The sequence below is a fragment of the Geodermatophilus ruber genome (assembly GCF_900114385.1).
Lineage (GTDB): Bacteria > Actinomycetota > Actinomycetes > Mycobacteriales > Geodermatophilaceae > Geodermatophilus > Geodermatophilus ruber.
Map to the genome: position 1 here is coordinate 63,226 of NZ_FOSW01000005.1, position 22,790 is coordinate 86,015.

24 protein-coding genes and 1 tRNA gene are annotated in these 22,790 nt (G+C 74.6%); 16 read left to right on the forward strand and 9 right to left on the reverse strand.

Annotated elements, in window-relative coordinates:
- Positions 1 to 44 precede the first annotated feature (44 nt).
- Positions 45 to 977 carry a proline dehydrogenase family protein gene (locus BMZ50_RS09865; protein ID WP_091323767.1) on the forward strand — a complete coding sequence of 311 codons (933 nt, stop codon included), beginning with the start codon at positions 45 to 47 and terminating at the stop codon, positions 975 to 977.
- Positions 978 to 1,005: 28 nt separating this feature from the next.
- Positions 1,006 to 2,631 carry an L-glutamate gamma-semialdehyde dehydrogenase gene (gene pruA, locus BMZ50_RS09870; protein WP_091323769.1) on the forward strand — a complete coding sequence of 542 codons (1,626 nt, stop codon included), beginning with the start codon at positions 1,006 to 1,008 and terminating at the stop codon, positions 2,629 to 2,631.
- A 78-nt stretch (positions 2,632 to 2,709) separates the two neighbouring features.
- On the opposite strand, the gene BMZ50_RS09875 is transcribed toward pruA, so the two are convergent.
- A complete protein-coding gene (locus BMZ50_RS09875) occupies positions 2,710 to 3,234 on the reverse strand; it encodes a DUF488 domain-containing protein (RefSeq protein ID WP_091323772.1) in 525 nt (174 codons plus the stop codon).
- A gap of 85 nt (positions 3,235 to 3,319) precedes the next feature.
- Between BMZ50_RS09875 and BMZ50_RS09880 the strand changes: the two genes are divergently transcribed.
- Positions 3,320 to 4,486: an MFS transporter gene (locus tag BMZ50_RS09880; protein ID WP_091323775.1), complete on the forward strand. Its 1,167-nt coding sequence runs from the start codon at positions 3,320 to 3,322 to the stop codon at positions 4,484 to 4,486.
- A gap of 7 nt (positions 4,487 to 4,493) precedes the next feature.
- On the opposite strand, the gene BMZ50_RS09885 is transcribed toward BMZ50_RS09880, so the two are convergent.
- Entirely contained in the window at positions 4,494 to 4,841 is a 348-nt protein-coding gene (locus tag BMZ50_RS09885; RefSeq protein WP_091324169.1) for a hypothetical protein, read from the reverse strand.
- Positions 4,842 to 4,945: 104 nt separating this feature from the next.
- A complete protein-coding gene (locus BMZ50_RS09890) occupies positions 4,946 to 6,022 on the reverse strand; it encodes an NAD(P)-binding domain-containing protein (protein WP_091323778.1) in 1,077 nt (358 codons plus the stop codon).
- A 148-nt stretch (positions 6,023 to 6,170) separates the two neighbouring features.
- On the opposite strand from BMZ50_RS09890, the gene BMZ50_RS09895 reads away from it, so the two are divergent.
- Positions 6,171 to 6,785 carry a hypothetical protein gene (locus BMZ50_RS09895; protein ID WP_091323780.1) on the forward strand — a complete coding sequence of 205 codons (615 nt, stop codon included), beginning with the start codon at positions 6,171 to 6,173 and terminating at the stop codon, positions 6,783 to 6,785.
- Between the two features lie 201 nt (positions 6,786 to 6,986).
- Here BMZ50_RS09895 and BMZ50_RS09900 read toward each other — a convergent pair whose 3' ends face one another.
- Positions 6,987 to 7,568, reverse strand: a complete 582-nt coding sequence (locus BMZ50_RS09900; protein WP_091323782.1) for a TetR/AcrR family transcriptional regulator — start codon at positions 7,566 to 7,568, stop codon at positions 6,987 to 6,989.
- Between the two features lie 158 nt (positions 7,569 to 7,726).
- On the opposite strand from BMZ50_RS09900, the gene BMZ50_RS09905 reads away from it, so the two are divergent.
- The 5 genes from BMZ50_RS09905 (at position 7,727) to BMZ50_RS09925 (ending at position 11,301) form a co-directional block, all read left to right on the forward strand.
- Complete coding sequence (locus BMZ50_RS09905; protein WP_143087141.1) at positions 7,727 to 8,380, forward strand: TetR/AcrR family transcriptional regulator; 654 nt, start codon at positions 7,727 to 7,729, stop codon at positions 8,378 to 8,380.
- 40 nt (positions 8,381 to 8,420) lie between these two features.
- Positions 8,421 to 8,717, forward strand: a complete 297-nt coding sequence (locus BMZ50_RS09910; protein ID WP_091323787.1) for a hypothetical protein — start codon at positions 8,421 to 8,423, stop codon at positions 8,715 to 8,717.
- 80 nt (positions 8,718 to 8,797) lie between these two features.
- Positions 8,798 to 8,953, forward strand: coding sequence for a hypothetical protein (locus BMZ50_RS09915; protein WP_245753520.1), 156 nt, complete (start codon positions 8,798 to 8,800; stop codon positions 8,951 to 8,953).
- A 119-nt stretch (positions 8,954 to 9,072) separates the two neighbouring features.
- Complete coding sequence (locus tag BMZ50_RS09920; protein ID WP_091323791.1) at positions 9,073 to 9,459, forward strand: DUF6394 family protein; 387 nt, start codon at positions 9,073 to 9,075, stop codon at positions 9,457 to 9,459.
- A gap of 12 nt (positions 9,460 to 9,471) precedes the next feature.
- Positions 9,472 to 11,301: a potassium channel family protein gene (locus BMZ50_RS09925; RefSeq protein ID WP_218146186.1), complete on the forward strand. Its 1,830-nt coding sequence runs from the start codon at positions 9,472 to 9,474 to the stop codon at positions 11,299 to 11,301.
- A gap of 73 nt (positions 11,302 to 11,374) precedes the next feature.
- Here the strand turns inward: BMZ50_RS09925 and BMZ50_RS09930 are convergent, their stop codons facing one another.
- Positions 11,375 to 12,589, reverse strand: a complete 1,215-nt coding sequence (locus BMZ50_RS09930; RefSeq protein ID WP_091323793.1) for an epoxide hydrolase family protein — start codon at positions 12,587 to 12,589, stop codon at positions 11,375 to 11,377.
- 305 nt (positions 12,590 to 12,894) lie between these two features.
- A tRNA-Lys gene (locus tag BMZ50_RS09935) sits at positions 12,895 to 12,970 on the reverse strand.
- A 173-nt stretch (positions 12,971 to 13,143) separates the two neighbouring features.
- Here BMZ50_RS09935 and BMZ50_RS09940 point away from each other — a divergent pair.
- From BMZ50_RS09940 to BMZ50_RS09955, 4 genes are all read left to right on the forward strand, one after another.
- Positions 13,144 to 14,319 (forward strand): L,D-transpeptidase, encoded by a 1,176-nt coding sequence (locus tag BMZ50_RS09940; RefSeq protein ID WP_091323795.1) that lies wholly within the window; start codon positions 13,144 to 13,146, stop codon positions 14,317 to 14,319.
- Between the two features lie 81 nt (positions 14,320 to 14,400).
- The gene (locus tag BMZ50_RS09945; RefSeq protein ID WP_143087142.1) at positions 14,401 to 14,850 is read left to right on the forward strand and encodes a hypothetical protein; all 450 of its coding nucleotides are present in this window, start codon (positions 14,401 to 14,403) and stop codon (positions 14,848 to 14,850) included.
- A gap of 69 nt (positions 14,851 to 14,919) precedes the next feature.
- Positions 14,920 to 16,002: a WD40/YVTN/BNR-like repeat-containing protein gene (locus tag BMZ50_RS09950; RefSeq protein ID WP_091323796.1), complete on the forward strand. Its 1,083-nt coding sequence runs from the start codon at positions 14,920 to 14,922 to the stop codon at positions 16,000 to 16,002.
- Positions 15,999 to 16,280: a ubiquitin-like small modifier protein 1 gene (locus BMZ50_RS09955; RefSeq protein WP_091323798.1), complete on the forward strand. Its 282-nt coding sequence runs from the start codon at positions 15,999 to 16,001 to the stop codon at positions 16,278 to 16,280. Before BMZ50_RS09950 ends, BMZ50_RS09955 begins: the two co-directional genes overlap by 4 nt.
- Before the next feature lie 136 nt (positions 16,281 to 16,416).
- On the opposite strand, the gene BMZ50_RS09960 is transcribed toward BMZ50_RS09955, so the two are convergent.
- Positions 16,417 to 16,662: a hypothetical protein gene (locus BMZ50_RS09960; protein ID WP_091323800.1), complete on the reverse strand. Its 246-nt coding sequence runs from the start codon at positions 16,660 to 16,662 to the stop codon at positions 16,417 to 16,419.
- Between the two features lie 361 nt (positions 16,663 to 17,023).
- Here BMZ50_RS09960 and BMZ50_RS09965 point away from each other — a divergent pair, with 361 nt between their 5' ends.
- Genes BMZ50_RS09965 through BMZ50_RS09975 form a run of 3 tightly spaced genes read left to right on the forward strand, consistent with a single transcriptional unit; the run spans position 17,024 to position 19,675 of the window.
- Complete coding sequence (locus tag BMZ50_RS09965) at positions 17,024 to 18,109, forward strand: multicopper oxidase domain-containing protein (protein ID WP_177212736.1); 1,086 nt, start codon at positions 17,024 to 17,026, stop codon at positions 18,107 to 18,109.
- A 16-nt stretch (positions 18,110 to 18,125) separates the two neighbouring features.
- Positions 18,126 to 19,121, forward strand: a complete 996-nt coding sequence (locus tag BMZ50_RS09970) for a multicopper oxidase domain-containing protein (protein ID WP_091323803.1) — start codon at positions 18,126 to 18,128, stop codon at positions 19,119 to 19,121.
- Between the two features lie 23 nt (positions 19,122 to 19,144).
- Positions 19,145 to 19,675: a hypothetical protein gene (locus BMZ50_RS09975; protein ID WP_091323805.1), complete on the forward strand. Its 531-nt coding sequence runs from the start codon at positions 19,145 to 19,147 to the stop codon at positions 19,673 to 19,675.
- Between the two features lie 141 nt (positions 19,676 to 19,816).
- Here BMZ50_RS09975 and BMZ50_RS09980 read toward each other — a convergent pair whose 3' ends face one another.
- Positions 19,817 to 22,153, reverse strand: a complete 2,337-nt coding sequence (locus tag BMZ50_RS09980) for a heavy metal translocating P-type ATPase (RefSeq protein WP_218146187.1) — start codon at positions 22,151 to 22,153, stop codon at positions 19,817 to 19,819.
- Between the two features lie 436 nt (positions 22,154 to 22,589).
- Complete coding sequence (locus tag BMZ50_RS09985) at positions 22,590 to 22,787, reverse strand: hypothetical protein (protein ID WP_091323807.1); 198 nt, start codon at positions 22,785 to 22,787, stop codon at positions 22,590 to 22,592.
- Positions 22,788 to 22,790: the final 3 nt, after the last annotated feature.

The following is a 22,790-nucleotide window of genomic DNA, read 5'->3' on the forward strand; positions in this document are numbered from 1 at the left end:
CTGCCTAGCGTGCAGGGAACAGCGTCGGCGGCCGGAGGTGGCGCATGCTCTCGCAGAAGGCACTGCTGCTGGCCGCCGCCCGCCGCCCGGCGCTGCGCCGGCTGGTCACCGGCGTCCCGGCCACGCGCCGGGTGGTCGACCGGTTCGTCGCCGGCGAGTCGATCGACGACGCTCTCGCCGTCGTCCGCCGGCTCACCGGCGAGGGCATCGCGGTGACCCTGGACCACCTGGGCGAGGGGGTCACCGACCGCGCGGAGGCCAAACGCTCCCGGGACGCCGTCCTGGCGCTGCTCGACGCCCTCGCGGCGCTGCGGCTGGGCCGCGCGGCAGAGGTGTCGGTCAAGCTGTCGGCGTTCGGCCAGGACCTGCCCGGCGGCACCGAGCTGGCGCTGGAGCTGGTCCGCCCGGTCGTCGAGGCGGCGACCGCGATCGGCACCACGGTCACCCTCGACATGGAGCAGTCGCGCACCGTCGGCTCCACCCTCGCCGTCCTGGCCGAGCTGCGCCGCCACCACCCCGACACCGGGGCGGTCCTGCAGTCGGCGCTGCGCCGGAGCCAGGCCGACGCGCGGGCCCTCGCCGTCCCCGGGTCGCGGGTGCGCCTGGTCAAGGGCGCCTACGACGAGCCGCCGGCGGTGGCCTGGCAGGGCCGCCGCGAGGTGGATGCCGCCTACGCCCGCTGCCTCGGCGTGCTCATGACCGGGCCCGGCTACCCCATGGTCGGCACCCACGACCCGCGGCTGATCGACATCGCGCAGCGGCTCGCGCGGGAGACCGGCCGGGCGCCGGCCAGCTGGGAGATCCAGATGCTCTACGGCATCCGGCCGGCCGAGCAGCGCCGGCTGGCCGCGGCCGGCTGCGCGGTCCGGGCGTACGTGCCCTACGGGGTCGACTGGTACGGCTACTTCATGCGCCGGCTGGCCGAGCGGCCGGCGAACCTGCGCTTCTTCCTCCGCTCCCTCGCCGGTACGTCCTGAACCGGCACGTCCCGAACAGGAGGTCGTCATGGACGGCGCCACCCGGGTCCCGCCCCCGCGCAACGAGCCCGTGCTCGGCTACGCCCCCGGGTCGCCGGAGCGGGCGGCCCTGCAGGACCGGCTCGCCGCGCTGGCCGCCGAGCCGGTCGAGCTGACCATGAGCCTGGGGGAGAAGCACCGCCTCGGCAGCGGGGAGCGCTTCGACGTCGTCCAGCCGCACCGGCACAGCGCCGTCCTGGGAACGTCGGCGCACGCCACGCACGCCGACGCCGAGGAGGCGGTGCGTTGCGCCCGGGAGGCGGCCCCCGGGTGGCAGGCGCTGTCCTTCGACGACCGGGCCGCGGTGTTCCTCCGGGCCGCGGAGCTGCTGGCCGGGCCGTGGCGGCAGACGCTGAACGCCGCGACGATGCTCGGGCAGAGCAAGACCGCCTACCAGGCCGAGATCGACAGCGCCTGCGAGCTGATCGACTTCTGGCGGTACAACGTGCACTTCGCGCGGGCGCTCCTGGCCGAGCAGCCGGAGTCGGCCCCCGGGGTGTGGAACCGGACCGACCACCGCCCGCTCGAGGGGTTCGTCTACGCGGTCACACCGTTCAACTTCACCGCGATCGCCGGGAACCTGCCCACCGCCCCGGCGCTGATGGGCAACACCGTCGTCTGGAAGCCGGCGCCGACCCAGCAGTTCGCCGCGCACTTCCTGGTGCAGCTGCTCGCGGCGGCCGGCCTGCCGCCCGGGGTGATCACGATGGTGACCGGCGACGGCCGCGCGGTCTCCGACGTCGTCCTGGCCGACCGGGACCTCGCCGGGATCCACTTCACCGGGTCGACCGCGACCTTCCAGCACCTGTGGCGGACCGTCGGGCACAACATCGCCGGCTACCGGTCCTACCCGCGGGTCGTGGGGGAGACCGGCGGCAAGGACTTCGTCGTCGCGCACCCGTCGGCCGACGTCGACGTGCTGCGCACCGCCCTCATCCGCGGTGCCTTCGAGTACCAGGGGCAGAAGTGCTCCGCGGCGTCCCGGGCCTACGTGCCGCGCAGCGTCTGGGCGCGGCTGCGCGAGGACCTGATCGGGGCCACCGAGGCCCTGCCGATGGGCGACGTCACCGACTTCCGCAACTTCCTGGGCGCCGTCATCGACCGGCGGGCGTTCGCCAAGCTCGCCGGCGTCCTGGAGGCGGCGAAGGCCGACGACGCCCTCACCGTCCTGGCCGGCGGGACCGCGGACGACCGGGAGGGCTTCTTCGTGCGCCCCACCATCGTCGAGGGCAGCGACCCGGGCCACGAGATGTTCTCCACCGAGTACTTCGGGCCGGTCCTGGCGCTGCACGTGTACGACGACGCCGACTACGACGCGGTGCTGACCCAGATGGAGTCGGCCGCGCCCTACGCGCTGACCGGCTCGATCGTCGCCCAGGACCGGGCGGCGATCGCGCACGCCCAGCGCGTCCTGCGGCACGCCGCCGGCAACTTCTACGTCAACGACAAGCCCACCGGCGCGGTCGTGGGCAACCAGCCGTTCGGTGGCGGGCGCGCCTCGGGCACCAACGACAAGGCCGGGTCGGCGCAGAACCTGCTGCGCTGGACCAGCACGCGGGTGATCAAGGAGACCTTCGTGCCGCCCACCGACCACCGCTACCCGCACATGGCGTAAGACCCCCTGCCCCCCACCCCGCGCAGGCTCGGGGCGGGACCCGGGACGGGGCCGCGGCGGGACCCTGCAGGCGGGCCGTCAGCAGGCGGGCCAGTGCACCTCGCCGTCGATCAGGCGGGCACCGTCGGACGGGCGGTGCGGGGCCAGCCGGCCGTCGGGCATCAGGTGGCCGACCGGCACGCCGCGGGCGAGGACGGCGACCTCGGCGATCAGCCGCCGGTGGCAGCGCCACCACACGCTCTCGCTGCACATGACCGCCACGGTGGCGGCGGCCGCCTCGGCCAGCAGCTCGTCGAGGGCGGCGGCGAACTGCGGCGTCCGGGTGTGCGCGGCGTAGGCGGCGAACTGGTCCACCGACCACCAGCCGTCGGCCACCGGCTCGCCGCGGGGGAGCCGCCGGCGACCACCCAGGCGCTCGTCCCACCGGTAGCCGATGCCCAGCTCCGGCAGCCACTCCCCGAGCGACTCCCGCCCGACGTCGGGGTTGCTGCGGCTGCCCGGGAAGCGGCGGACGTCGACGATCGCCTCGACGCCGGCCGCGACCAGGCGCGGGCCGAGCCGGTCGCGCGTCTCGGGGCCGTGCCCGACGGTGAGCAGGCGCACGGGACCTGCATACCCGCCCGGCGGGGCGGGCCGGGGCCCGGCATGCTGGTCGGCCGGGCTACGGGGTCCGGGGGAGAGGTGCGGTGTGGCAGACCGGTCGACAGAGGCCCGGACGTCGCTGTGGCGGCTGCCGGCGATGCGGGCGCTGGTCGGCGTCACCGCCCTCGGCTTCGGCAGCTACTGCCTGACGCTCGCCTCCCTGCCCACCTACGCGGTCGCCGGCGGGGCGTCGGAGGACACCGCGGGGCTGGTGACCGCGGTGTTCCTCGCGGTGACCATCGCGGTGCAGTCGATCGTCCCGGCGCTGACCGCCCGGTTCGGCACGGCCCGGGTGCTCGCCGTCGGGCTGGTCGCGCTGGGCGCACCGGCCCCGCTGTACGCGGTGAGCGACGGGCCGGCCTGGCTCCTGGCCATCGCGGTGGTGCGGGGCGCGGGGTTCGGTGTCCTCACGGTGCTGGGCTCGCTGCTCGCGGCGCGGGTGGCGCCGGCGGGCCGGAAGGGGGAGTCGATCGGCCTCTACGGGCTGGCGATCGCGGTGCCCAACCTGATCGCCGTCCCCGCGGGGGTCGCGCTGGTGCTGGCCGGCCACGCGACCTGGCTGGCGTGGCTCGCGGCCAGCCCGGTGCTCGGCCTGCTGCTGCTGCGCGGGCTGGGGCGGGCGGCATCCGACGCCCCGGCCGGCGCACCGGTGCCCGGGGCGGGTCGCCGCGGCGCGCGGGCCGCCCTGGCGCCGTCGGTCGTGCTGCTGGCGGTCACCCTCGCCGGCGGCGGGCTGATGACCTTCCTGCCCATCGAGCGCCCCGACGGGTCGCTGGCCACCGTGGCGCTGATCGTCCTCGGCCTCACCGGTGCGCTCAGCCGCTGGCGGGCCGGCCTGCTCGCGGACCGGTTCGGCAGCCGGCTGCTCCTGCCGGTGTCCCTGCTCGGGACGGCGGTGGGGCTGGCGGTGCTCGCCGCCGGCCTGCCGTGGGGTGCCGGGTGGGTGCTGGCCGGGGCGGCGGTGTTCGGTGCCGGCTACGGCGCGGTGCAGAACCTCACCCTGCTGCTGGCCTTCCGCCGCGCCGGCGAGCGCGGGGCGGCGGCCGCCAGCGCGATGTGGAACGCCTCCTTCGACGCGGGCATGGCGCTCGGGGCGCTCGCGCTGGGCCTGCTGGCCGCCGGCATCGGCCTGTCCTGGAGCCTGGTCGCGGTGGCCGGGCTGCTGGTCGGCGTGCTGCCGCTGGCGACGGCGGCCACCCGCCGGGCCGGCTGATCCGCGCTCAGTCGGCGAACCGCTCGGCCACGGCCAGCTGCGAGCGGATGAGCAGGATCTCCTCGGCGGCCTGCCGCAGCCAGCGCCGCAGGCCCTCGGGGTCGCTGCGGTGGGAGTCGCGCAGCCGGCCGAGGTTCAGCTGGCGGGTGCTGGCCTGGGCGCGCTGGGCGGGCGGCAGCTGCCGGCCCTCGGTGCGGGCGATGGAGCTCAGTCCGGCCCCCACGAAGACCAGCTCGCGGATCGTGGGGATGCCGGCGAGCAGCTCGTCGACCTTCGCGGACCCGCCGTCGGCGATCAGGCGGAGCAGCTCGGTGGCGGCGCGACGGCCCTCGGTGTGCGGATCGGGTGAGGTCACGGCGACCACTGTGCCCGGTGCTCCCGCGGCCCCGTCCGGAGGGGCAGGCACGGCCATCTCCGCCCCTCCGGCGGGCGGGTCCTTGCCCCAGGCGGGGACCTTTCTCAGGCGGTGCGGGACAGGTCCGCGTCGGGGTGCAGCAGACGGCGCAGCTCGACGGCGGCGGCGCGGCCGGCCCGGCTGGCGCCCACCGTGCTGGCCGAGGGCCCGTAGCCGACCAGGTGCACCCGGGGCTCCCCGACCACGGCGGTGCCGTCCATGCGGATGCCCCCGCCGGGGCCGCGCAGCTGCAACGGCGCCAGGTGCCCGAGCGCCGCCCGGAACCCGGTGGCCCAGAGGACGGCGTCGGCCCGGACGAACCGGCCGTCGTCCCACGCCACCCCGTCGCGGGTCAGCCGGTCGAACATCGGCAGCCGGTCGAGGACGCCGCGGTCGCGGGCCGCCCGCACCCAGGGCGTGACCACCAGGCCGGTGACGCCGACGACGCTGCCGGGGGAGCGGCCCTCGCGAACGGCGTCGGCGACCAGGGCGACGGCCGCGCGCCCGGCCTCCGGGTCGAAGGGCTCCTCCCGCCAGACCGGCGGGCGGCGGGTGACCCAGGTGGTCGTGGCGACCTCCGCGATCTCGCCGAGCAGCTGGACCGCGGACGCCCCGCCGCCCACGACGACGACCGACTGCCCGGCGAACTCCGCGGCACCGCGGTAGTCGACCGGGTGCAGCTGGCGGCCGGCGAACAGCTCCTGCCCGGGGTAGCGGGGCACGAAGGGCCGGGTCCAGGTACCGGTGGCGTTGACGACGGCGCGGGCGGTCCAGTCGCCGGCCGATGCCTCGACGAAGAACCCGCCGTCGCCGGCCCGGCGCACCGCGGTGACCCGCACCGGCCGGTGCACCGGCAGGGCGAAACGGCGCTCGTAGGCGGCGAAGTAGGCCGGCACCGCGTCGGCGACGGGCACGTCGTCCCCGGCGGGCGGGAAGGGGAGGCCGGGGAGGTCGTGCACGTGGTGGGTGCGGGCCAGTGTCAGGGACGGCCACCGGTGCTGCCAGGCGCCGCCAGGCCGGGCGTCGGCGTCGAGGACGACGAACCCGGAGCCCGGGGCGAACCCCAGCCGCGCCAGGTGGTGGGCCGCGCTCAGCCCGGCCTGCCCGGCCCCGATCACCACGACCTCGACGTCCCTGCGCACGTCCGGACAACCGCGGGGGACCTGGCGTCCTTCCGTCACATCGTGCGGATCTCTTGCGGATTCGTGGCGGGAGACCTGCGGGAGGCCCACCAGAGTTCGACCTGCCGCCGGGAATGCCCGGCGGGGAGTCGAACCGAGGAGAACCGTCGTGACCGCCCAGCCCACCCGACCCGGTGCCCGGGCCCGGATCGCTGCCTCGATCGGCGTCCTCGGGGTCGCCGCTGCTGTCGCCGGCCTCGGCACCTTCGGGACCTTCACCGATAGCACCACACCGGTGATCACCGAGATGGCATCGGGCGTGCTGTCGATCGAGCTCAGCAAGGCGGCCGACGCCGCGACGCTGTCGCTGTTCGACAACGGCACCTTCCTCGCCGGCGATTCGGAGAGCTCGGCGATCGACCTGGTCAACAGCGGCACCGTGCCGCTGTCGCAGATGCGGCTCACGTCGGTGGCGACGCAGAGCAGCGTGCTCGACAGCGACACGGGGAACGGGCTGCAGCTGACCGTGGAGTCCTGCTCGGAGGAATGGGACCTGCGCGAGGCCGGGTGGCACTGCGCGGGGACGACGACGCCCTTCTACGACGGGCCGATCGTGCTCGACGAGGCGCTCGTCGGGGCCGCCGGCCTCGCGCCCGGCCAGGTCGACCACCTGCTGCTGACCGCGTCCCTGCCCGGCACGACCGAAGCAGACCTGGTCCGGGGTGCTACCAGCGCGCTGGACTTCACCTTCTTCGCGACGCAGCGGAACGGCGCGCCGCGATGAACCGGCCCGTCCGGGCCTGAGAACTGCCGGTGTCTCCGCTGCACGGGGGAACGGAGCCGCCGGCGGGGACGACCGGTGCCGCCGCGGGGGAACGGCGGCGCCGGGGCACGACGGCCGGGGCCGCCACGGGGGAAGGGCGGCGCCGGTCGAGGGGGAAGCACGAGGCCGGTCGCGGAGGATTCCGCGACCGGCCTCGCCGCGTCAGGCCGTGGGGCCCGGGCCCGCGGCCGGGGCGGGATCGAGACCGGCCAGCAGGTGGTCGACCAGGTCGTCGAGGTCCACGGGGCACCGGGGGGTGGCCGCCCGCATGCGGTCGAGCGCCAGCCCTCGCAGGAGCCAGTTGAGGGTGTGCACCCGGGCCGCCGGTACCTGGCCGCCGGGCACCGCACCGGCCAGGATCGCGCCGACGGCCTGGGCGAGTGGCCGGTCGAAGACCTGCCACACGGCGTGCTTGAGCCGGGGGCTCCACTCGGCCGCGCTGAGCACGGCGGCGATGACCTGCTCGTCGCGCCGCCGGGTGGCCAGCCACGGGCGCAGCAGGCCGGCGAGGTCGGCGCGCAGGTCCCCGGTCGGGGTGGGGAGGTCGAAGACCTGCACCCGCTCGAGCGCGGTGGCGACGATCTCCTCGAGGTCGGCCTCCTCGATGCAGAGCCCGGCGACGCCGGTGCGGGAGCGGAGCTCGGCGACCGTGAGGTGGGCATAGCCCACGTCGGCCAGCGCGTCGAGGGCCGCCGACAGGACCAACCGGGAGCTCGGCGAGTGCCAGTCGAAGCGCTGTTCCATGCCATCCCTTCGTCGTCGCAGGCGTGCAGGCGCAGACCGGCTTGTGACGCAACGTAAGTGAGTCTGAACGGAACGCGACGGTTCCATCGCTGTCCGTGTTGCTACCCATCGACGAAGCGCGTTGGATCCGCGGAATCAGTACGCGTTACGTTCATGCGGTGACTGTCGGTGATGCACTCCTTCGATCGACGGCCGCACCCGTTCGTACGCGCTATGGGGAGCGGCGGCTCGATCCCGAGCGGGACAAGGCCATCGCCGGCGCGGTGCTCGAGGTCCTTGGCCGGGACGGCTACGCCGGCCTGACGATGGATGCCGTCGCCCTGGTCGCGGGGGTGGGCAAGGCCACCATCTACCGCCGCTGGTCGAGCAAGACCGATCTGCTGCTCGGCGTCATGGCCGCCGTCCGCGACGAGGCGTCCACCGTGCCGGACACCGGCTGCCTGCGGGACGACCTGGTGGCCGTGCTGACGGCGACGGTCGACCTGCTGACCGGCCCGGCCGGGCGGGCCGTGCGCGGCCTGCTCGGCGCCGTGCTCGAGGACCCGGTGCTCGCCGAGGCCTACCAGCGGGGGCCGCTCGCCTGGTGGAACGCCGCCTGGGCCACGGCGCTGGACCGGGCGGCGGCCCGGGGCGAGATCTCGGCCGCGGCCCGGGCGTCCCTGGCGGCGGAGGCCGGACCCGCCGTGGTCGGGCTGCGCTGGCTGGTCACCGGCGGGCCGCTCGACGCTGCCGTCGTCTCCGAGATCGTCGACATGGTGACGATGCCCCTGCTCACGCGGCCGCAGACGACCCCGGCCGGCCCAGGGACCTAGGGCCCTGGGCCGGCGCCGACCGAGCCGCCACGGTCGAGGCATGGATCGGGAACGGGGGCGGACGATCGACGCGGTCGACACCGGGATCCGCCCGAGGGCGCCGCTGTTCACCGCATCGATCGACGAGGCGCGGGCCGCGGTGCGCGTCCGCGGGCATCTCGACCGGATCGGCGCGGACATGCTGTGCCGGTCCGTGGAGGGACTCCGGAGCCGCGGCCACCGTCGGCTCACCGTGGAGCTCCGCCCGCCGGCGACCGTCGATCCCGAGGCCTGGGAACTGCTCGCCGGGCTCGCCGACCGGCTCGCCGCCGACGGCGTGCGGCTCGACGTCCATTGACGCGCACCCCGCACTGGACGGTCGGCGCGGACGCGGCGGCACCGCGCCCGTGGTGCGCCGGGTGGGCGGAGTCGCCGACGGTGTGGTTGCACGCGGTCGGCGACGAGGGGCTCCTCCACGGGCGGGCGCTCTGCCTCGCCCCGGTGCGGCTGCTCGACCCCGCCGACTGGCGGTGGCCCGAGGACGACGACGAGGGCTGGCCCCTCTGCTGGATCTGCCTGGCCCTGACCCGCTGACCGCCGGCGCGGGGTCGCCGATCCGGGCTGCGCGCAGCAGGGCGAGGGGCTACGGTCCGGCCCGTACGGGGCGCGTCGTGCGGGTTCCCGGCGACGACCGCGCGCAGGCGGGAGGGGCGGTGAACCTCGAGAAGGTCGTCTTCGGCTTCTTCGTCCTGCTCGCCGCCACCCTGAACTTCGGCTTCTTCATCGGCGACATCGACGACCCCACGCTGCACAACCCGTTCGAGCTGTTCGCGGCGGTCGTGGTCAACCTCATCGCCACGGTGCTGAAGTTCGGCGACCGCACGCAGATCGGAGCGGTGCACCTGGCCACCAGCCTGGTCGCCGACCTCCAGCTCATCGGCGCGGCCCTCTTCTTCGGCTACGCCGAGTACGTCTCGAGCGCCGGGATGACCCCGGCCTGGACGGCGAGCGTCGTATCCCTCTCGGGCGGCGCGCTGCTGGCCAACATCGTCTCCGTCGTCCTCCTCGTGGTGGAGACGGTGTCCTTCCACCGCGGGTGATCGGAGGCCGTCGTGGGCAGGCCCGCGCACGCCGAACGGGGACGGGAGAGCGAGGAGCGCCGGGGTCGCCGGTCCTCGCTGCGGGTGGCCGCCTCCTCGGCGGCCCGCGCGTCGGCCACGATCTTCCTGATCCTGCGGCGGATGCGGGCGCCGCTGATCGTGCTGATCGTCATCTTCGCCGTGAGCGTCCTCGGCCTGACCCTGATCCCCGGGCAGGACGCCCAGGGCCGGCCGTGGCGGATGGGCTTCTTCGACGCCTTCTACGTCATGAGCTACACCGCGACGACGATCGGCTACGGGGAGATCCCGTTCCCCTTCACCTACAACCAGCGGATGTGGGTGACGATCTCGATCTACCTGACGGTGATCGGGTGGGCCTACGCCATCGGGTCGCTGCTCGCCCGGCTGCGGGACCGGGCCTTCCGCCAGGCGCTGGCCGTGCAGCGCTTCACCCGGGAGGTGGCCCGGCTGCGCGAGCCCTTCGTGCTGGTCGCGGGCTACGGGCGCGCCGGTGAGCTGCTGGGGCACTCGATCGACGCCCTGGGCCGGCGGTTCGTCGTGCTCGACGTGTCCCCGGACCGGATCGAGGGCCTGGACCTCGAGTCCTACCACGCCGACGTCCCCGGTCTGGTCGCCGACGTGCGGGACCCCGGCTACCTCGGCGTCGCGGGCCTCGAGCACCCGTGCTGCGAGGCGGTGGTGGCGCTCACCGATGACGACGAGGCCAACCTCACCGTCGTCATGGCCGCCGCGCTGCTGCGCCCGGACGTGCCGGTCATCGCGCGGGCGACCTCATCGGTGATGGCCGAGCGGATGCAGGCGTTCGGCAACCCGAGCGTGGTCAACCCCTTCGACCGGTTCGGCGACCACCTGCGCCTGGCGCTGCGGGCCCCGGCCGCGTACCAGCTGCTGACCTGGCTGGAGAGCGGGCCGGGTGCGCCCCTCCCGCCCCGCGGCTCGCCGCCGCGCAGCGGCCGCTGGGTGGTCTGCGGGTACGGCCGGCTGGGCCGGGAGCTGACCGCGGACCTGCGCGCCGAGGGCATCGACGTCACCGTCATCGACCCCCACCCGCAGGACCCCGACGCCGACGACGTCGTGGTCGGGGACGGCTCCGACCCGGCGGTGCTCGCCCGGGCTCACCCCGAGCGGGCAGTGGGGTTCGTCGCCGGCACCGACAACGACACGACCAACCTCTCGCTGGTCGCCGCCGCCCGCCGGCTGAACCCGTCGCTGTTCGTCGCCGCCCGGCAGAACCGGCCGACCAGCGGGCCGCTGTTCGGGGCGATGGAGATCGATGCTTTGCTCGTGCCGACCGAGGTGGTCGCGCACGAGGTCTACGCCCAGCTCTCGACGCCCCTGCTGTGGCGGTTCCTTCGCGAGATGCCGGCCATGGGCGACGAGTGGGCGGCGAACCTGATCGACCGCCTCACCGCCCTGTGCGGCACGCGGCTGCAGGCGCTGTGGAAGGTCCGCCTGACCCCGGAGGAGGCCCCGGCGCTGCAGGACTGGCTCGCCCGCGGCGAGGCGCGGGTCGGGACGCTCCTGCGCAACCCGGAGGACCGCGACGAGCCACTGCACGCCATCGTCCTGCTGGTCGTGCGCGGGAACGAGGCCGTGCTGGCGCCCCCTGACGACTTCGTGCTGCAGCCGGGCGACGAGCTGCTGCTCGCCGGCCGGCCCGCCGCCCGCCGTGCGCTGGAGACCACCCTCCTGGTGGACGGCGTCCTCGAGTACCTGGTGACCGGCCAGCGGGTGCCGTCGAGCTGGATCTGGCGCCGTCTCCGCCGCGGCCCGGCCGCCGAGATGAGCGAGCCGCGCCCGCAGGTCCCGACGAGGCAGTGATTCCCCGGCCGGTCGTCGGAATTTCGCGAGAGCGCCGGGGAGGCTGCCGGCCCAGGACGCCGCAGGGGATCAGTTACGCGGCTCGGGGACCGGGGCTGCGCAGCGGGCGGAACGCCGCCCGAACCTCGGTGGCGAACCGCTCGGGCTCTTCCCAGGCGGCGAAGTGGCCGCCCCGGTCGGCCTCGTGGAAGTAGGTGAGGTTGGGGTAGGCCTTCTCGGCCCAGCTGCGCGGGGTCCGCCAGATCTCACCGGGGAACGTGGTGAAGCCGGTCGGAAGCGAGACCTCCGCAGGAGCCTGGCCGGCCGCGGTAGCGGCGACTCCGTAGCTGTCCCAGTACGACCGGGCTGACGAGGCCCCGGTGCCGGTCAGCCAGTACAGCGTGACGTTGTCCAGGATGTGGTCCCGGGTGAGGTTGCCCGCGGGCTGCCCGTCGACGAAGGCGCGGGAGATCTTGTAGTAGCTGTCCGTGTCGTGGTCGAGCATCCAGGCGGCCAGGGCGACGGGTGAGTCCAGCAGGGCGTAGCCGATGGTCTGCGGCCGGGTGGCCTGCTCGAGGAAGTAGCCGTAGCCATCCGCCCGGAACGTGGCGATGGCGTCGGCGGCCGCGCGTTCGGCCTCGGTGTCCGCCGGCTGCGGGCCGCCCAGCGCCGTCACGAGCAGGTTGGTGTGGATGCCGAGCAGCCCCTCGGGAGCCTGGCGGCCCATCGCGTCGGTGACGCCGGCGCCCACGTCGCCACCCTGGGCGACGTAGCCGGTGTAGCCGAGGCGGCTCATCAGCTCCGCCCACGCGCGCCCGACCCGAGCCACGTCCCAGCCGACCTCGGCCGGCTCGCCGGAGAAGCCGTAGCCGGGCAATGACGGCAGCACCAGGTCGAACGCGTCCTCGGCGGCCCCGCCGTGCGCGGGCGGGTCGGTCAGCGGGCCGACGGCGTCGAGGAGTTCGACGACCGAGCCGGGCCAGCCGTGCGTCACGATCAGCGGCAGCGCGTTCTCGTGCGGCGAGCGCAGGTGGAGGAAGTGGATGTCCACCCCGTCGATCTCGGTGGTGAACTGCGGCAGCGCGTTCAGCCGCGCCTCGACCCGGTGCAGGTCGTAGTCGGTCGCCCAGTAGCGGGCGAGTTCCTGCATAGTCGCCAGCTGCACGCCCTGCGAGCGGTCGGTCACCAGCTCCTTGCTCGGCCAGCGCGTGGCGGCGAGGCGGCGGCGCAACTCGATGAGCTCCTCGTCCGGGAACTCCATCCGGAACGGCCGGACAGCACTGCCGGCCTGCTGCTCGACGGTGGTCATGGTGCCCTGCCCCCTGCTCGAAACCGGGGAAGCCACGGACCGGCGGTACGGCCGAGCGAACTACCAGCGAACACCGGAACGGTCGGCGCTTCCGGGACACGGCCACCCTCCACCGCACGCCCGGGGCGGCACAGGGGCGAAGGCTTCTGACCGGCTTGTCGGCACACCGAGTCGCAGAGGGCTCCCGGCCAGCGCGCATGATGCTCTGAGCGGACGCCCTGAAGGGCCGCTCGGCCACCGGGAGTGGCCCTCGACGCGGCCGGATCAACGGCCTCGGGACGACGCCGCAGAGGGCCTTGTGGTGCTGGTGCGCCATCAGGGACTCGAACCCCGAACCCGCTGATTAAGAGTCAGCTGCTCTGCCAATTGAGCTAATGGCGCGTGTCGTCCGGCTCGGCCGGCAACGAGGGGAAACGATACCAGCGCCGTCCGACCCGCCGCCGGGGACCCCCGTCACTCAGCGTCCGGTGCTGTTCCGGTTCCGGCATGGACACTGGTGGGCCGGGCGGGTGACTGGCGCGGGGGCGGCCACTCCACGACGCGAAGGGAACGCGATGCGAGGGACCGCTGCGCTGGTCACGGCGGGGGCGCTGCTCCTGCTGGCCGGGTGCTCCGGCGACGCCGGGGCGGATGCGACCGTTGCCGAGCCGACCGCCGAGGCGACGCCGGCCGCGGTCGAGGTGCTGCCGGGCGACGGTTCCACCGACCTGTCACCCGCCGTCCCCCTGGAGATCTCGGTCACCGACGGCGAGCTGACCGACGTCACCGTCGTCGCGGGGGACGGCACCCCGGTGGCCGGCTCGGTCGCCGACTCCGCCGAGGACCCGGCCGTCGCCGTCTGGACGCCGGACACCCCGCTGGCCTACGGAACCAGCTACACCCTCACCGCGACCGCGGAGAACGAGGACGAGGAGCCGACCGAGGCCGCGAGCACGTTCACCACGGTCACCCCCGCCACGCTCAGCACGCCGTCCATCGGCCCGCTCGACGGCCAGACCGTGGGCGTGGGCATGCCGATCCGCGTCTACTTCGAGGACCCGGTCGCCGACAAGGCCGCCGTCGAGAGCCACCTGCGGGTCGTCAGCTCCACCCCCACCGACGGCGTGTGGAGCTGGTTCAGCGACAGGGAGGTGCACTTCCGCCCGTCGGGGTACTGGCCGGCGCAGACCGACGTCACGCTCGAGGCCGACCTCTACGGCATCGACTTCGGCGAGGGCGTCTGGGGGGAGAAGGACCGCACCGTCTCCTTCCGCATCGGTGCGCGGCACGTGTCCGTCGCCGATGCCGGCACCCACCGGATGGAGGTCTACGACGGCGACCAGATGGTGCAGAACTTCCCGATCAGCGCCGGCAGCCCGGACAACCCCAGCTACAACGGCGCGCACGTGGTCACCGAGATGAACCGCGACCGGATCATGGACTCGAGCACCTACGGCGTGCCGGTCGACAGCCCCGACGGCTACCGGACGCCGGTCGAGTACGCCGTCCGGATCTCCGACAGCGGCGAGTTCGTGCACGCCGCGCCCTGGTCGGTGGCCCAGCAGGGGCGGGAGAACGTCTCGCACGGCTGCATCAACATGTCGACCGAGAACGCCCGCTGGTTCTTCGACTTCTCCCAGCCCGGCGACATCGTGGAGATCCGCGGCTCCGGCGCGGGCACGCTCCGGTCGGACATCTACGACTGGACGATCCCCTGGGAGGAGTGGCAGGCCGGCAGCGCGCTGAAGTGAGCTGAGCTCCGTCGGTCCGGCGTTTTGCCGCGCCCCGGCCAGGGCATCGAGCACCCGGTTCCCGAGCCGAAAGGGAGAACGGTGGAGACCTGGGTGATCGTGCTCGTCGTCGTGGTCGCGGTGGTGCTGCTCGCGCTGCTGGGCCTGGCGCTGGCCAAGCGCAACCGGATCAACAGCGCGCGCAAGCGCGAGCAGGCCCGTGAACACCTGCAGGAGGCGCAGCTGCGGGGTGCCCGGGCCGAGATGGAGCGTGCGGCCGCGGAGGAGCAGGCCGCACGCGCCCGCCGGGAGCGGGCGGAGGTCGAGGAGCGCGCGCGGCTGGCCGAGCAGGAAGCCCAGCAGCGGGCCGCGCAGGCGCGCGAGCACGCCAGCGCCGCCGAGCAGCTGCGGGCGAAGGCGGAGAAGCTGGCTCCCGGCCTGGCCGAGGAGCACGCACAGCACGCCGACGGCCGCGCCCGGGGGGCGGGCGCGCCCGGCACGATCCCGGCCGCGACCCCCGAGCGGCCCGACGGCGGTGCCACCCGCCGCTGAGTTCTCGCCCCTCGGGGGGTCTGACCCCCGAGGGGCGCACGCCCCCGCCGTCGACCCGGAGGGGTATCCATGACCGATCTGCTCGCCATCGGTACGCGCAAGGGCCTGTGGCTGGCCCGCAGCGACGACGACCGCCGCACCTGGACGCTGGGGGAGCCGCACCTGCTGGCCCAGGAGGTCGCGGCGGTCTCGATCGACACCCGCCGGCCGCAGCCCCGGGTCCTGGCCGGCATCCAGTACGGCCACTGGGGGCCGACCGTGATGCGGTCCGACGACCTCGGGGGCAGCTGGCAGGAGACCGAGACCGGGGCCATCCGCTTCCCCGAGGACACCGGCGCCGCGCTGGCCCGCGTCTGGCAGCTGCGGCCCGACACCGCCGACCGTCCCGACGTCGTCTGGGCCGGCTGCGAGCCGCACTCCCTGTGGCGCAGCACGGACGGCGGCTGCAGCTTCGAGCTGGTCCGCGGCCTGTGGGACCACCCGCACCGGCCGACCTGGGAGCCCGGCGGCGGCGGCGGGGCGGTGCACACGGTGCTGCCCGACCCGGCCTCGGACCGGGTGACGATCGCGATGAGCACCGGCGGGGTCTACGTCAGCGACGACCGCGGCGAGAAGTGGGCGCCACGCAACCGGGGGATCGGCGCGGCCTTCCTGCCCGAGCCGCCGCCGGAGTACGGCCAGTGCGTGCACAAGGTCGCCGTCGATGCCGCCGGTCCGGACCGGATGTACGCGCAGAATCACTTCGGCGTCTACCGCACCGACGACGGCGGGCTCTCCTGGACGTCGATCGCCCAGGGCCTGCCGGCCGACTTCGGCTTCCCGGTCGTCGCCTCCCCGCGCACGCCGGGCACCGCGTGGGTGGTGCCGCTGGTTGCCGACATGCAGCGGGTCCCACCGGAGGGGCGGCTGCGCGTGCAGCGCACCCGGGACGGCGGCGCGACCTGGACCGAACTGGGGGAGGGACTGCCCGACGCGGCGTGGACGGCGGTCGTGCGCGACGCGCTCTGCGCCGACGAGGGCGACCCGACCGGCATCTACGTGGGCACCCGGGACGGCTGCGTCTACGCCAGCGCCGACGAGGGCGACACCTTCACCCTGGTCGCCGACCACCTGCCCGACGTCCTCGCCGTCCGCGCGGTCAGCGTGCCGTGACCGTCCAGGTGGTGCTGCCGGGCGTGCTGGCCGCCCTGGCCGGTGGGGAGAAGCACCTCGAGCTGCAGCCGGCCGGCGGGACGCTCGCCGACCTCCTCGACGTGCTGGCCGCCGAGCACCCGCTGCTGGGCGGCCGGATCCGCGACGAGACCGGGCAGGTGCGCCGGTTCGTGAACGTCTACGTCGACGGCGACGACGTGCGCTTCTCCGGCGGCCTCGGGACGGCGGTCCGCGACGGCGCGGAGGTGCAGGTGCTGCCGTCGGTGGCCGGCGGCTGAGCCGGCGCGGGCAACCAGCCCCCCGACGGCGGGGTCGGCGAGCGCGCGGCGTGGTTCCGGGGCAGCGAGGGGAACCTCCTCGGCCTCGGTCAGGCGGTGACCCGCCCGGACGGGCCGGGGTGAGGCGCGGTGCGTGCTACAGGGACGCCAGCGTGGCGCACTCGGCGCACAGCTGGGAGCTCTCGTACCCCTCCGGCGGCCAGACGGTCTCCTCGTCCACCGCGACGTAGGCACCGCACAGGGCCTTGCGGCTGCGGCCGTTGACCCGGCCGATGGTGGCGTGCGCCGGCCCGATCTGCCGTGGCTTGAGCCCCTCGGTGCTGCCCACCGAGCCGACCATCACGACGGCGTGAGCGGTCCCGTAGGAGTAGGCGAGAGTCATGGAGCCAGGGTCCGAGCCGGTCCTGTTCCGGACCAGCACCGGACCCTGCGTGTTCTGCACAGGCCCCACACCCATCCCAGCCGCCCCAGCCGGCTCAGTCGATCCACGGTGGAGCGGGTGCTCCCGGCCCCGGGCGGGAAAAGCCGCCGCCCCGCCCCGCCCTGTCCGGAGCCGTCGGCCGAGACGATCGCGGGCTGGGTGCAACTCGTCGGAGCTGTGCGACCACCCCGGCACGTCCCCCGAATGGGGGACACGGCACCCCCCTCGTTCGGCCTGGTGCCGGAACGACTCGGATCGGATCCTTTTCCCAGTGGGTTCGCCCCTCCGGCCCGCACCGATTCCTCCCAGCCCCGGAGGCCTCATGGACGCCACCGAGACCCTGGCCTCCCGCCGCACGGCGCTCAAGTACGGCCTCGGGACCGCCGCGACGCTGGTCCTCGTCGGCAGTGGCCTGCTGGCCTCGGCCGAGCGGGCCGCCGCTGACGTGGTCAACGCGCAACTGTTCGCGCTGAACGGCGAGCGGGTCATGATCGACGGCCTGGTGGTGCCGGTCCTCGGTTTCGGCAGCGCTCCCGACCGGGTCGAGATCCCCGGCGGCCGACTCGAGGTCGAGACCGGCGACACCGTGAACCTGACACTCACGAACGGCACGGGCCGGCAGATCGGGCTCACCGTCCCCGGGATCCCCGGCGTCCCGGGGACCCCGGTCCCGCCGGGGGCGAGCCGCACCATCTCGTTCACCGCACCCGACCGGCCGGGCACGTTCGTGTACATCGGCACGATCGACGGCAGCGCCGACACGGGGCGTGCCCTGGGAGCCGCCGGCGCCCTCGTCGTCCGGGCGCGGGGGGCCGCCGGCTCCATCGAGGCCAACTTCCCCGGGGCCCTGGCCCGGGCGCGCCGTCAGCCTCTGTTCGGCACCCAGGCCGCCGCGATCCCGACCGAGATCGTGCAGGAGCGCACCTGGCTGTTCGCCGAGCTGAACCCAGCGACCGCGAGGGACCTCGCGGGCGGCCGGGTCGCCCTTCCCAGCGATCCTGAGCCGGAGTACTTCCTCATCAACGGGGTCAGCGGGATGTTGGCCGTCGAGGACCCGGCCACCTTCCTGGAGGGCCGGGCCGGGGGTCTGGGCCGGCCGGGGGACGCCACGCTGGTCCGCATGATCGACACCGGACGAGCGCCCCGCTCGGTGCACTTCCACGGCAACCACTTCTGGGTCCTCAGCCACCCCGACGCACCGTGGCTCGTGGGCGCCTTCAAGGACACCGTGCGGATCCCGCCCGGCACCGTGGTCGACGTGCTCTTCCCGATGGAGACGCCGCCGGACTCGATGCCCGTCGTCGAGCGCGCGCAGAAGTACGTGGTGCACGACCACATCGAGATGGCCGAGACCGCCAGCGGCGGTCACTACGCCGGCGGCATGGTCTCGGAATCGGTGTTCGACTAGAGGGAAGTGATCGCCGATGTCCGGAGGACTCGTCCCGATCGACCAGAACCGCCCCGCGGACCTCACCCAGGCCGTGCACTTCGGGCACAACCGCCCGGAGGAGAGCCCCGAGACGCCGGGGAAGGTGCGGCCGGACGCCACCTTCGTGCGGAAGGTGTTCAACGACAAGCTCGAGTTCTCCGACGGCGGGGACGTCGAGTACTGGGCCTTCAAGGACCCGGACGACGACAAGCCCTTCCCCTCGACGCCGATCCGCGCCCGGCAGGGCCAGGTGATCCACACGACGATCGAGACGGCGATCAACGTGCACACGATCCACCACCACGGCATCGAACCGTCGACCTTCAACGACGGCGTCCCCGACTCGTCCTTCACCGTCGGCAGCCGGTACACCTACCAGTGGCGCGCGTCGCGGGCGGGCACGTTCTTCTACCACTGCCACCGCAACGCCCCGCTGCACGTGCAGATGGGCATGTTCGGCTACCTGATCCTCGACCCGCCGTCCGGCCCCGGCACGCTCTACGTGGGCGGCCCGCAGTACGACGTCGAGGCCCTGTGGGCCGCCTACGACATCGACCCGACCTGGCGGGACTACAACCACGCCTCCGGGGAGAAGAACGCCATCGCCGACCGCACGCGCCTCAACCGGTTCCGGCCCCGCTACTTCACGATCAACGGCGTCGACGCACGGCGGTCACGGAACAACCCGAAGACGACGGTGCGGGCACGCGTCGGTCAGCGGGTGCTGCTGCGCCACCTGACCGGCGCCTACTTCGTCAACGTCGTCCGCTTCCCGGCGGCGCTGGCCCCGGTCGTGCACATGTCCGACGGCGAACCCCTCCCGGCGCCCACGCCACTCCCGGGGAACCGGCTCGAGACCACCACGGCCGAGCGCTACGACCTGATCCTGACCCCGACCGCCGCGGGCACGCACACCGTGACCTACGAGTTCCGGCACTGGCTCACCGGCGCGCTCGCCGGCACCGCCACCGCCCACGTCATCGTCACCTGACCGAGCCGAGCGGAGACGACACGATGAAGACCTGGAGCAGGCGAACCACGGTCGTCACCATCCTGGCAGCGCTCGGGCTGGTGGCCACCGTCACGAGGACCCTGGCCGCCCTGGACGACGACGGCGTGCACCTGCGGGCGGACTGGCAGAACGGCGGGGAGGCGTGGCTGGAACTGGAGGACCGCAACGCCCTGCCGGTGATCTGCTTCATCTGGGACAACGACGCCCCTCAGGACGGGGACGGCATCGAGAGCACGATCCTCGACCGTGCCGGCGCGGAGGTCGTCGACCTGGGGATCGGGGACCAGTGGATCGACGGTTCCGGCTCGGGCTGCGAGGTCGTGCGGGACGACGGGTTCCGGGACGTCTTCGCCAACCCCGAGGAGTACGTCGTCGAGGTCCGCGTCGTCGAGAACCAGGGCACGCCCGTGACCCCTCCGCTCCGGTCCGGGCCGCTGGAGGCCCACTCCGGCACAGGCACGGTAGGCACCTCCGGCAGCGGGACGGACTCCGGCACCACGAGCGGCTCCCGAAGCTCAAGCGGCTCCAACTGAGCTCTACCGGGGCTTCTGGACGATGCCGGTGCCGTTGGCCACGTAGGGGGCGACGGCGTCCACGACGACGCCCGGGCACACCGCACCGCCGGGAGAGCGGGTGTTCTGGTGGAGCAGGCAGCGGGCGAGGAACAGGTGGAGTCACTCGGCCGCGAGCGCGAAGTAGCTCTCCTCTTCCTGCAGGTAGTGCAACTGCAGCAGGGCGTGCAGTCCGTACAGGCAGGCCAGCAGGTCCTGCTGGCGCTCCAGGTCCAGCTCGGCGCCGGCGTCGACGGCGTCGAGATGGGCCTGCAACCGGCGGGTGAGCCGGCCGATCTCGGCGTGCGCGCGGCTCATGGGCGCCACCGCCTCGCCGCTGCCCAGGGTCCGGGTCAGCGCTGGGTAGAGCTCGGCCTCCTCGGCCTCCTCGTGTGGCACCAGCCGTTCGACCAGCGCCGTCCGGGCACGGTGGAGCGCCGCCACGGCCCGCGGCGTGGGGCCGGCGGCCAGCGCGTCGGCGGCCGTCCGCACCAGCGGCAGCGCCTGGCGCAGATGGTCGTGCTCGGCGCCGAAGCGGCGCAACAGCGTCTGGGTGCTCGGCTGCACGGGCCGCCCGCCGACCTGGCCGCCGCGCAAGGCGCGGAGGGCGTTGAGGATCACCGCGACGTCGATGGCCTCCTGCAGCAGCGCCCCGAACGTGGGCGGCAGCAGGCCGACGGCGGCCAGCGCCATCGCCGCCAGCGACAGGCCCATCCCAGCGACCGCGCTCTGCACGGCGATCCGCCGGGCGTAGCGGGCGATCTCCATCGCGTCGGCGATCCGGTCGAGCCGGTCGGTGGTCAGGACCACGTCGGCGGCCTCGGACGACGCCGTCGATCCTCGGGCGCCCATCGCGACACCGACCGTGGCCGCGGCCAGCGCCGGCGCGTCGTTCAGGCCGTCGCCGACCATCACGGTGACCCCTTGCTCCTGCTCGGCACGGACCGCGGCGACCTTGCTCGCCGGCGTCTGCTGGGCGCACACCTCGTCCAGGCCGAGTACCGCGCCGACCTCTCGTGCCGGCTCGGGCCGGTCGCCGGTGAGCATCACGAGCCGGTGGATCCCGGCGGAGCGCAGCCGGCGCAGCGTCCGGCCGGCGTCGGCCCGCACCGGATCCTTCAGCAGGATCGCACCGACCGGGGTGTCGTCGATCTCGACCCACACCAGCGCGCAGCCGTCGAGCCCGGCGCGGCTGACCGCCGTCCGGGCCCAGCTGTCGTCGGGTGCCGGGTCGCGCTTGCCGACCCGGACGTGGCGGCCGTCAACGGTGGCCTCCACGCCGCGCCCGGGCTCCTCGCGCACGTTCCGCGGCAGCGGCAGGGGAAGGCCGCGCGCCCGCGCCTCGGCCACCACGGCCTCGGCGAGCACGTGCGGGGAGAGTTGGTCGGCCGCGGCGGCCAGCCGCAGGACGTCCGGCGCCGGCCACCCCGGCGCGGTCAGCACCTCGGTCACCGCCGGCCGGCCGGCGGTCAGCGTGCCGGTCTTGTCCAGCACCATCGTCCGGGCGGAGCCGAGGTTCTCCAGCGCGCCCCCGCTGCGGACCACGACGCCGAGACGAGACACCCGCGACAGCCCGGAGACGATCGCGACCGGGGCGGCCAGCAGCAGCGGGCACGGGGTCGCCACCACCAGCACCGCCACCGCCCGTGTGGGTGAGCCGCTGACCAGCCAAGCCAGCCCGGCCACGGCCAGCGAGAGAGGGAGGAACCAGGCGGCGAACCGGTCGGCCAGCCGGATGACCGGGGCGTTCTCCGCCCCGGCCTGCCGGACCAGCGCGACGATCCCGGCGTAGGTGCTCTGCGCCGCCGGCACGGTGCAGCGGACCTCGAACGCGCCGCCGGCGTTCAGGGTGCCGCTGCGCACCGCGTCTCCGGTGGCCCGCTCGACCAGCTCCGGCTCCCCGGTCAGCGCCGACTCGTCCAGCACTGCCGGGCCGACCGCGACCGTTCCGTCGACCGGCAGCACCTCGCCCGGACCCACGAGCACGAGGTCCCCGACGTCGACCTCGTCGACCCCCACCTCGGAGACGACGTTCCCGGCCCGGCGGCGCGCCGTGCGCGGTGCCCGCTCCAGCAGCGCCCGCAGGTCACGGGTCGCCCGCCGCTGCGCGGCCGCGTCCAGCGCCCGCCCGGTCGCCAGCATCACTGCGATCAGTGCGCCGGCCAGGTACTCGCCGACCAACAGCGTGCCGAGCAACGCGAGCAACGCGATGAGGTCGACCCCGGCCCTTCGCCGCAGCAGCGAAGCCACCACCCACCCGGCGGACGGCACCACCGCGATGACCGTTGCGGCCGCCCACAGGACGTCGTCCCACCGGCCAGCCCCCACCGCCCAGGCCACGCCCCCGGCCGCCAGCAACGTCACCGTCACGACCAGCAGCGCAGGCTCGGTCCACCGCCGCAGCCCGGCCACCCGGTGCCGTCCGCCTGATCGACGTGGCGGCGACGCGAGCGCGGACACGGCCCCTCCCTTCGTGGCCGGCGACGAACCGATCATCGAACGACCTTCGCCCCCCGCGGGGCGGCGGAACCACGGGACCTCGTCCCTGGCCCGGCAGCCGTTGGTCCCGCGGGGAATGCGTCCAACGCACGCCGGAGCGGACCGCCAGCGGCTTCCGCCACCCCGGCCGGATCATCGCCGGCGCCTTCGCCGCGGCGATCGGGGTCGGCACCGGCCTGCTCTCTGCCGGTCGCGACCGCCGGTCCCGGCCGTACCGACGTCCTCACCGCGCTGTTCCACGCGACGTCGGCGGTGTGCGTCACCGGGCTGGTGACGGTTGGATACCGGCACCTACTGGTCGGGCTTCGGGCAGGTGGTGATCCTGCTCGGCGTCGACGACCATGGCCTCGAACGCCTCCCGCGGCACTGACCGTGGATCGACAATGCCGGGCCCCGGTCAGCTCGGGCGGAGAGGAGAGGCGGCCCCGGCGGCCACCGGGTCTGCGCCTGCGGGCAGCGGCGCGGTCCAGATCAGGCTCAGCCCGCCGTCGTCCTCGACCCGGAAGCAGACGACCATCCCGCGGTCGTCCGGAGGCTCGCCCCCGGCCCCGTCGGCCGCCGGTGGGGCCTCGCGGAGAGGTGTCAGCACAGCCATCGC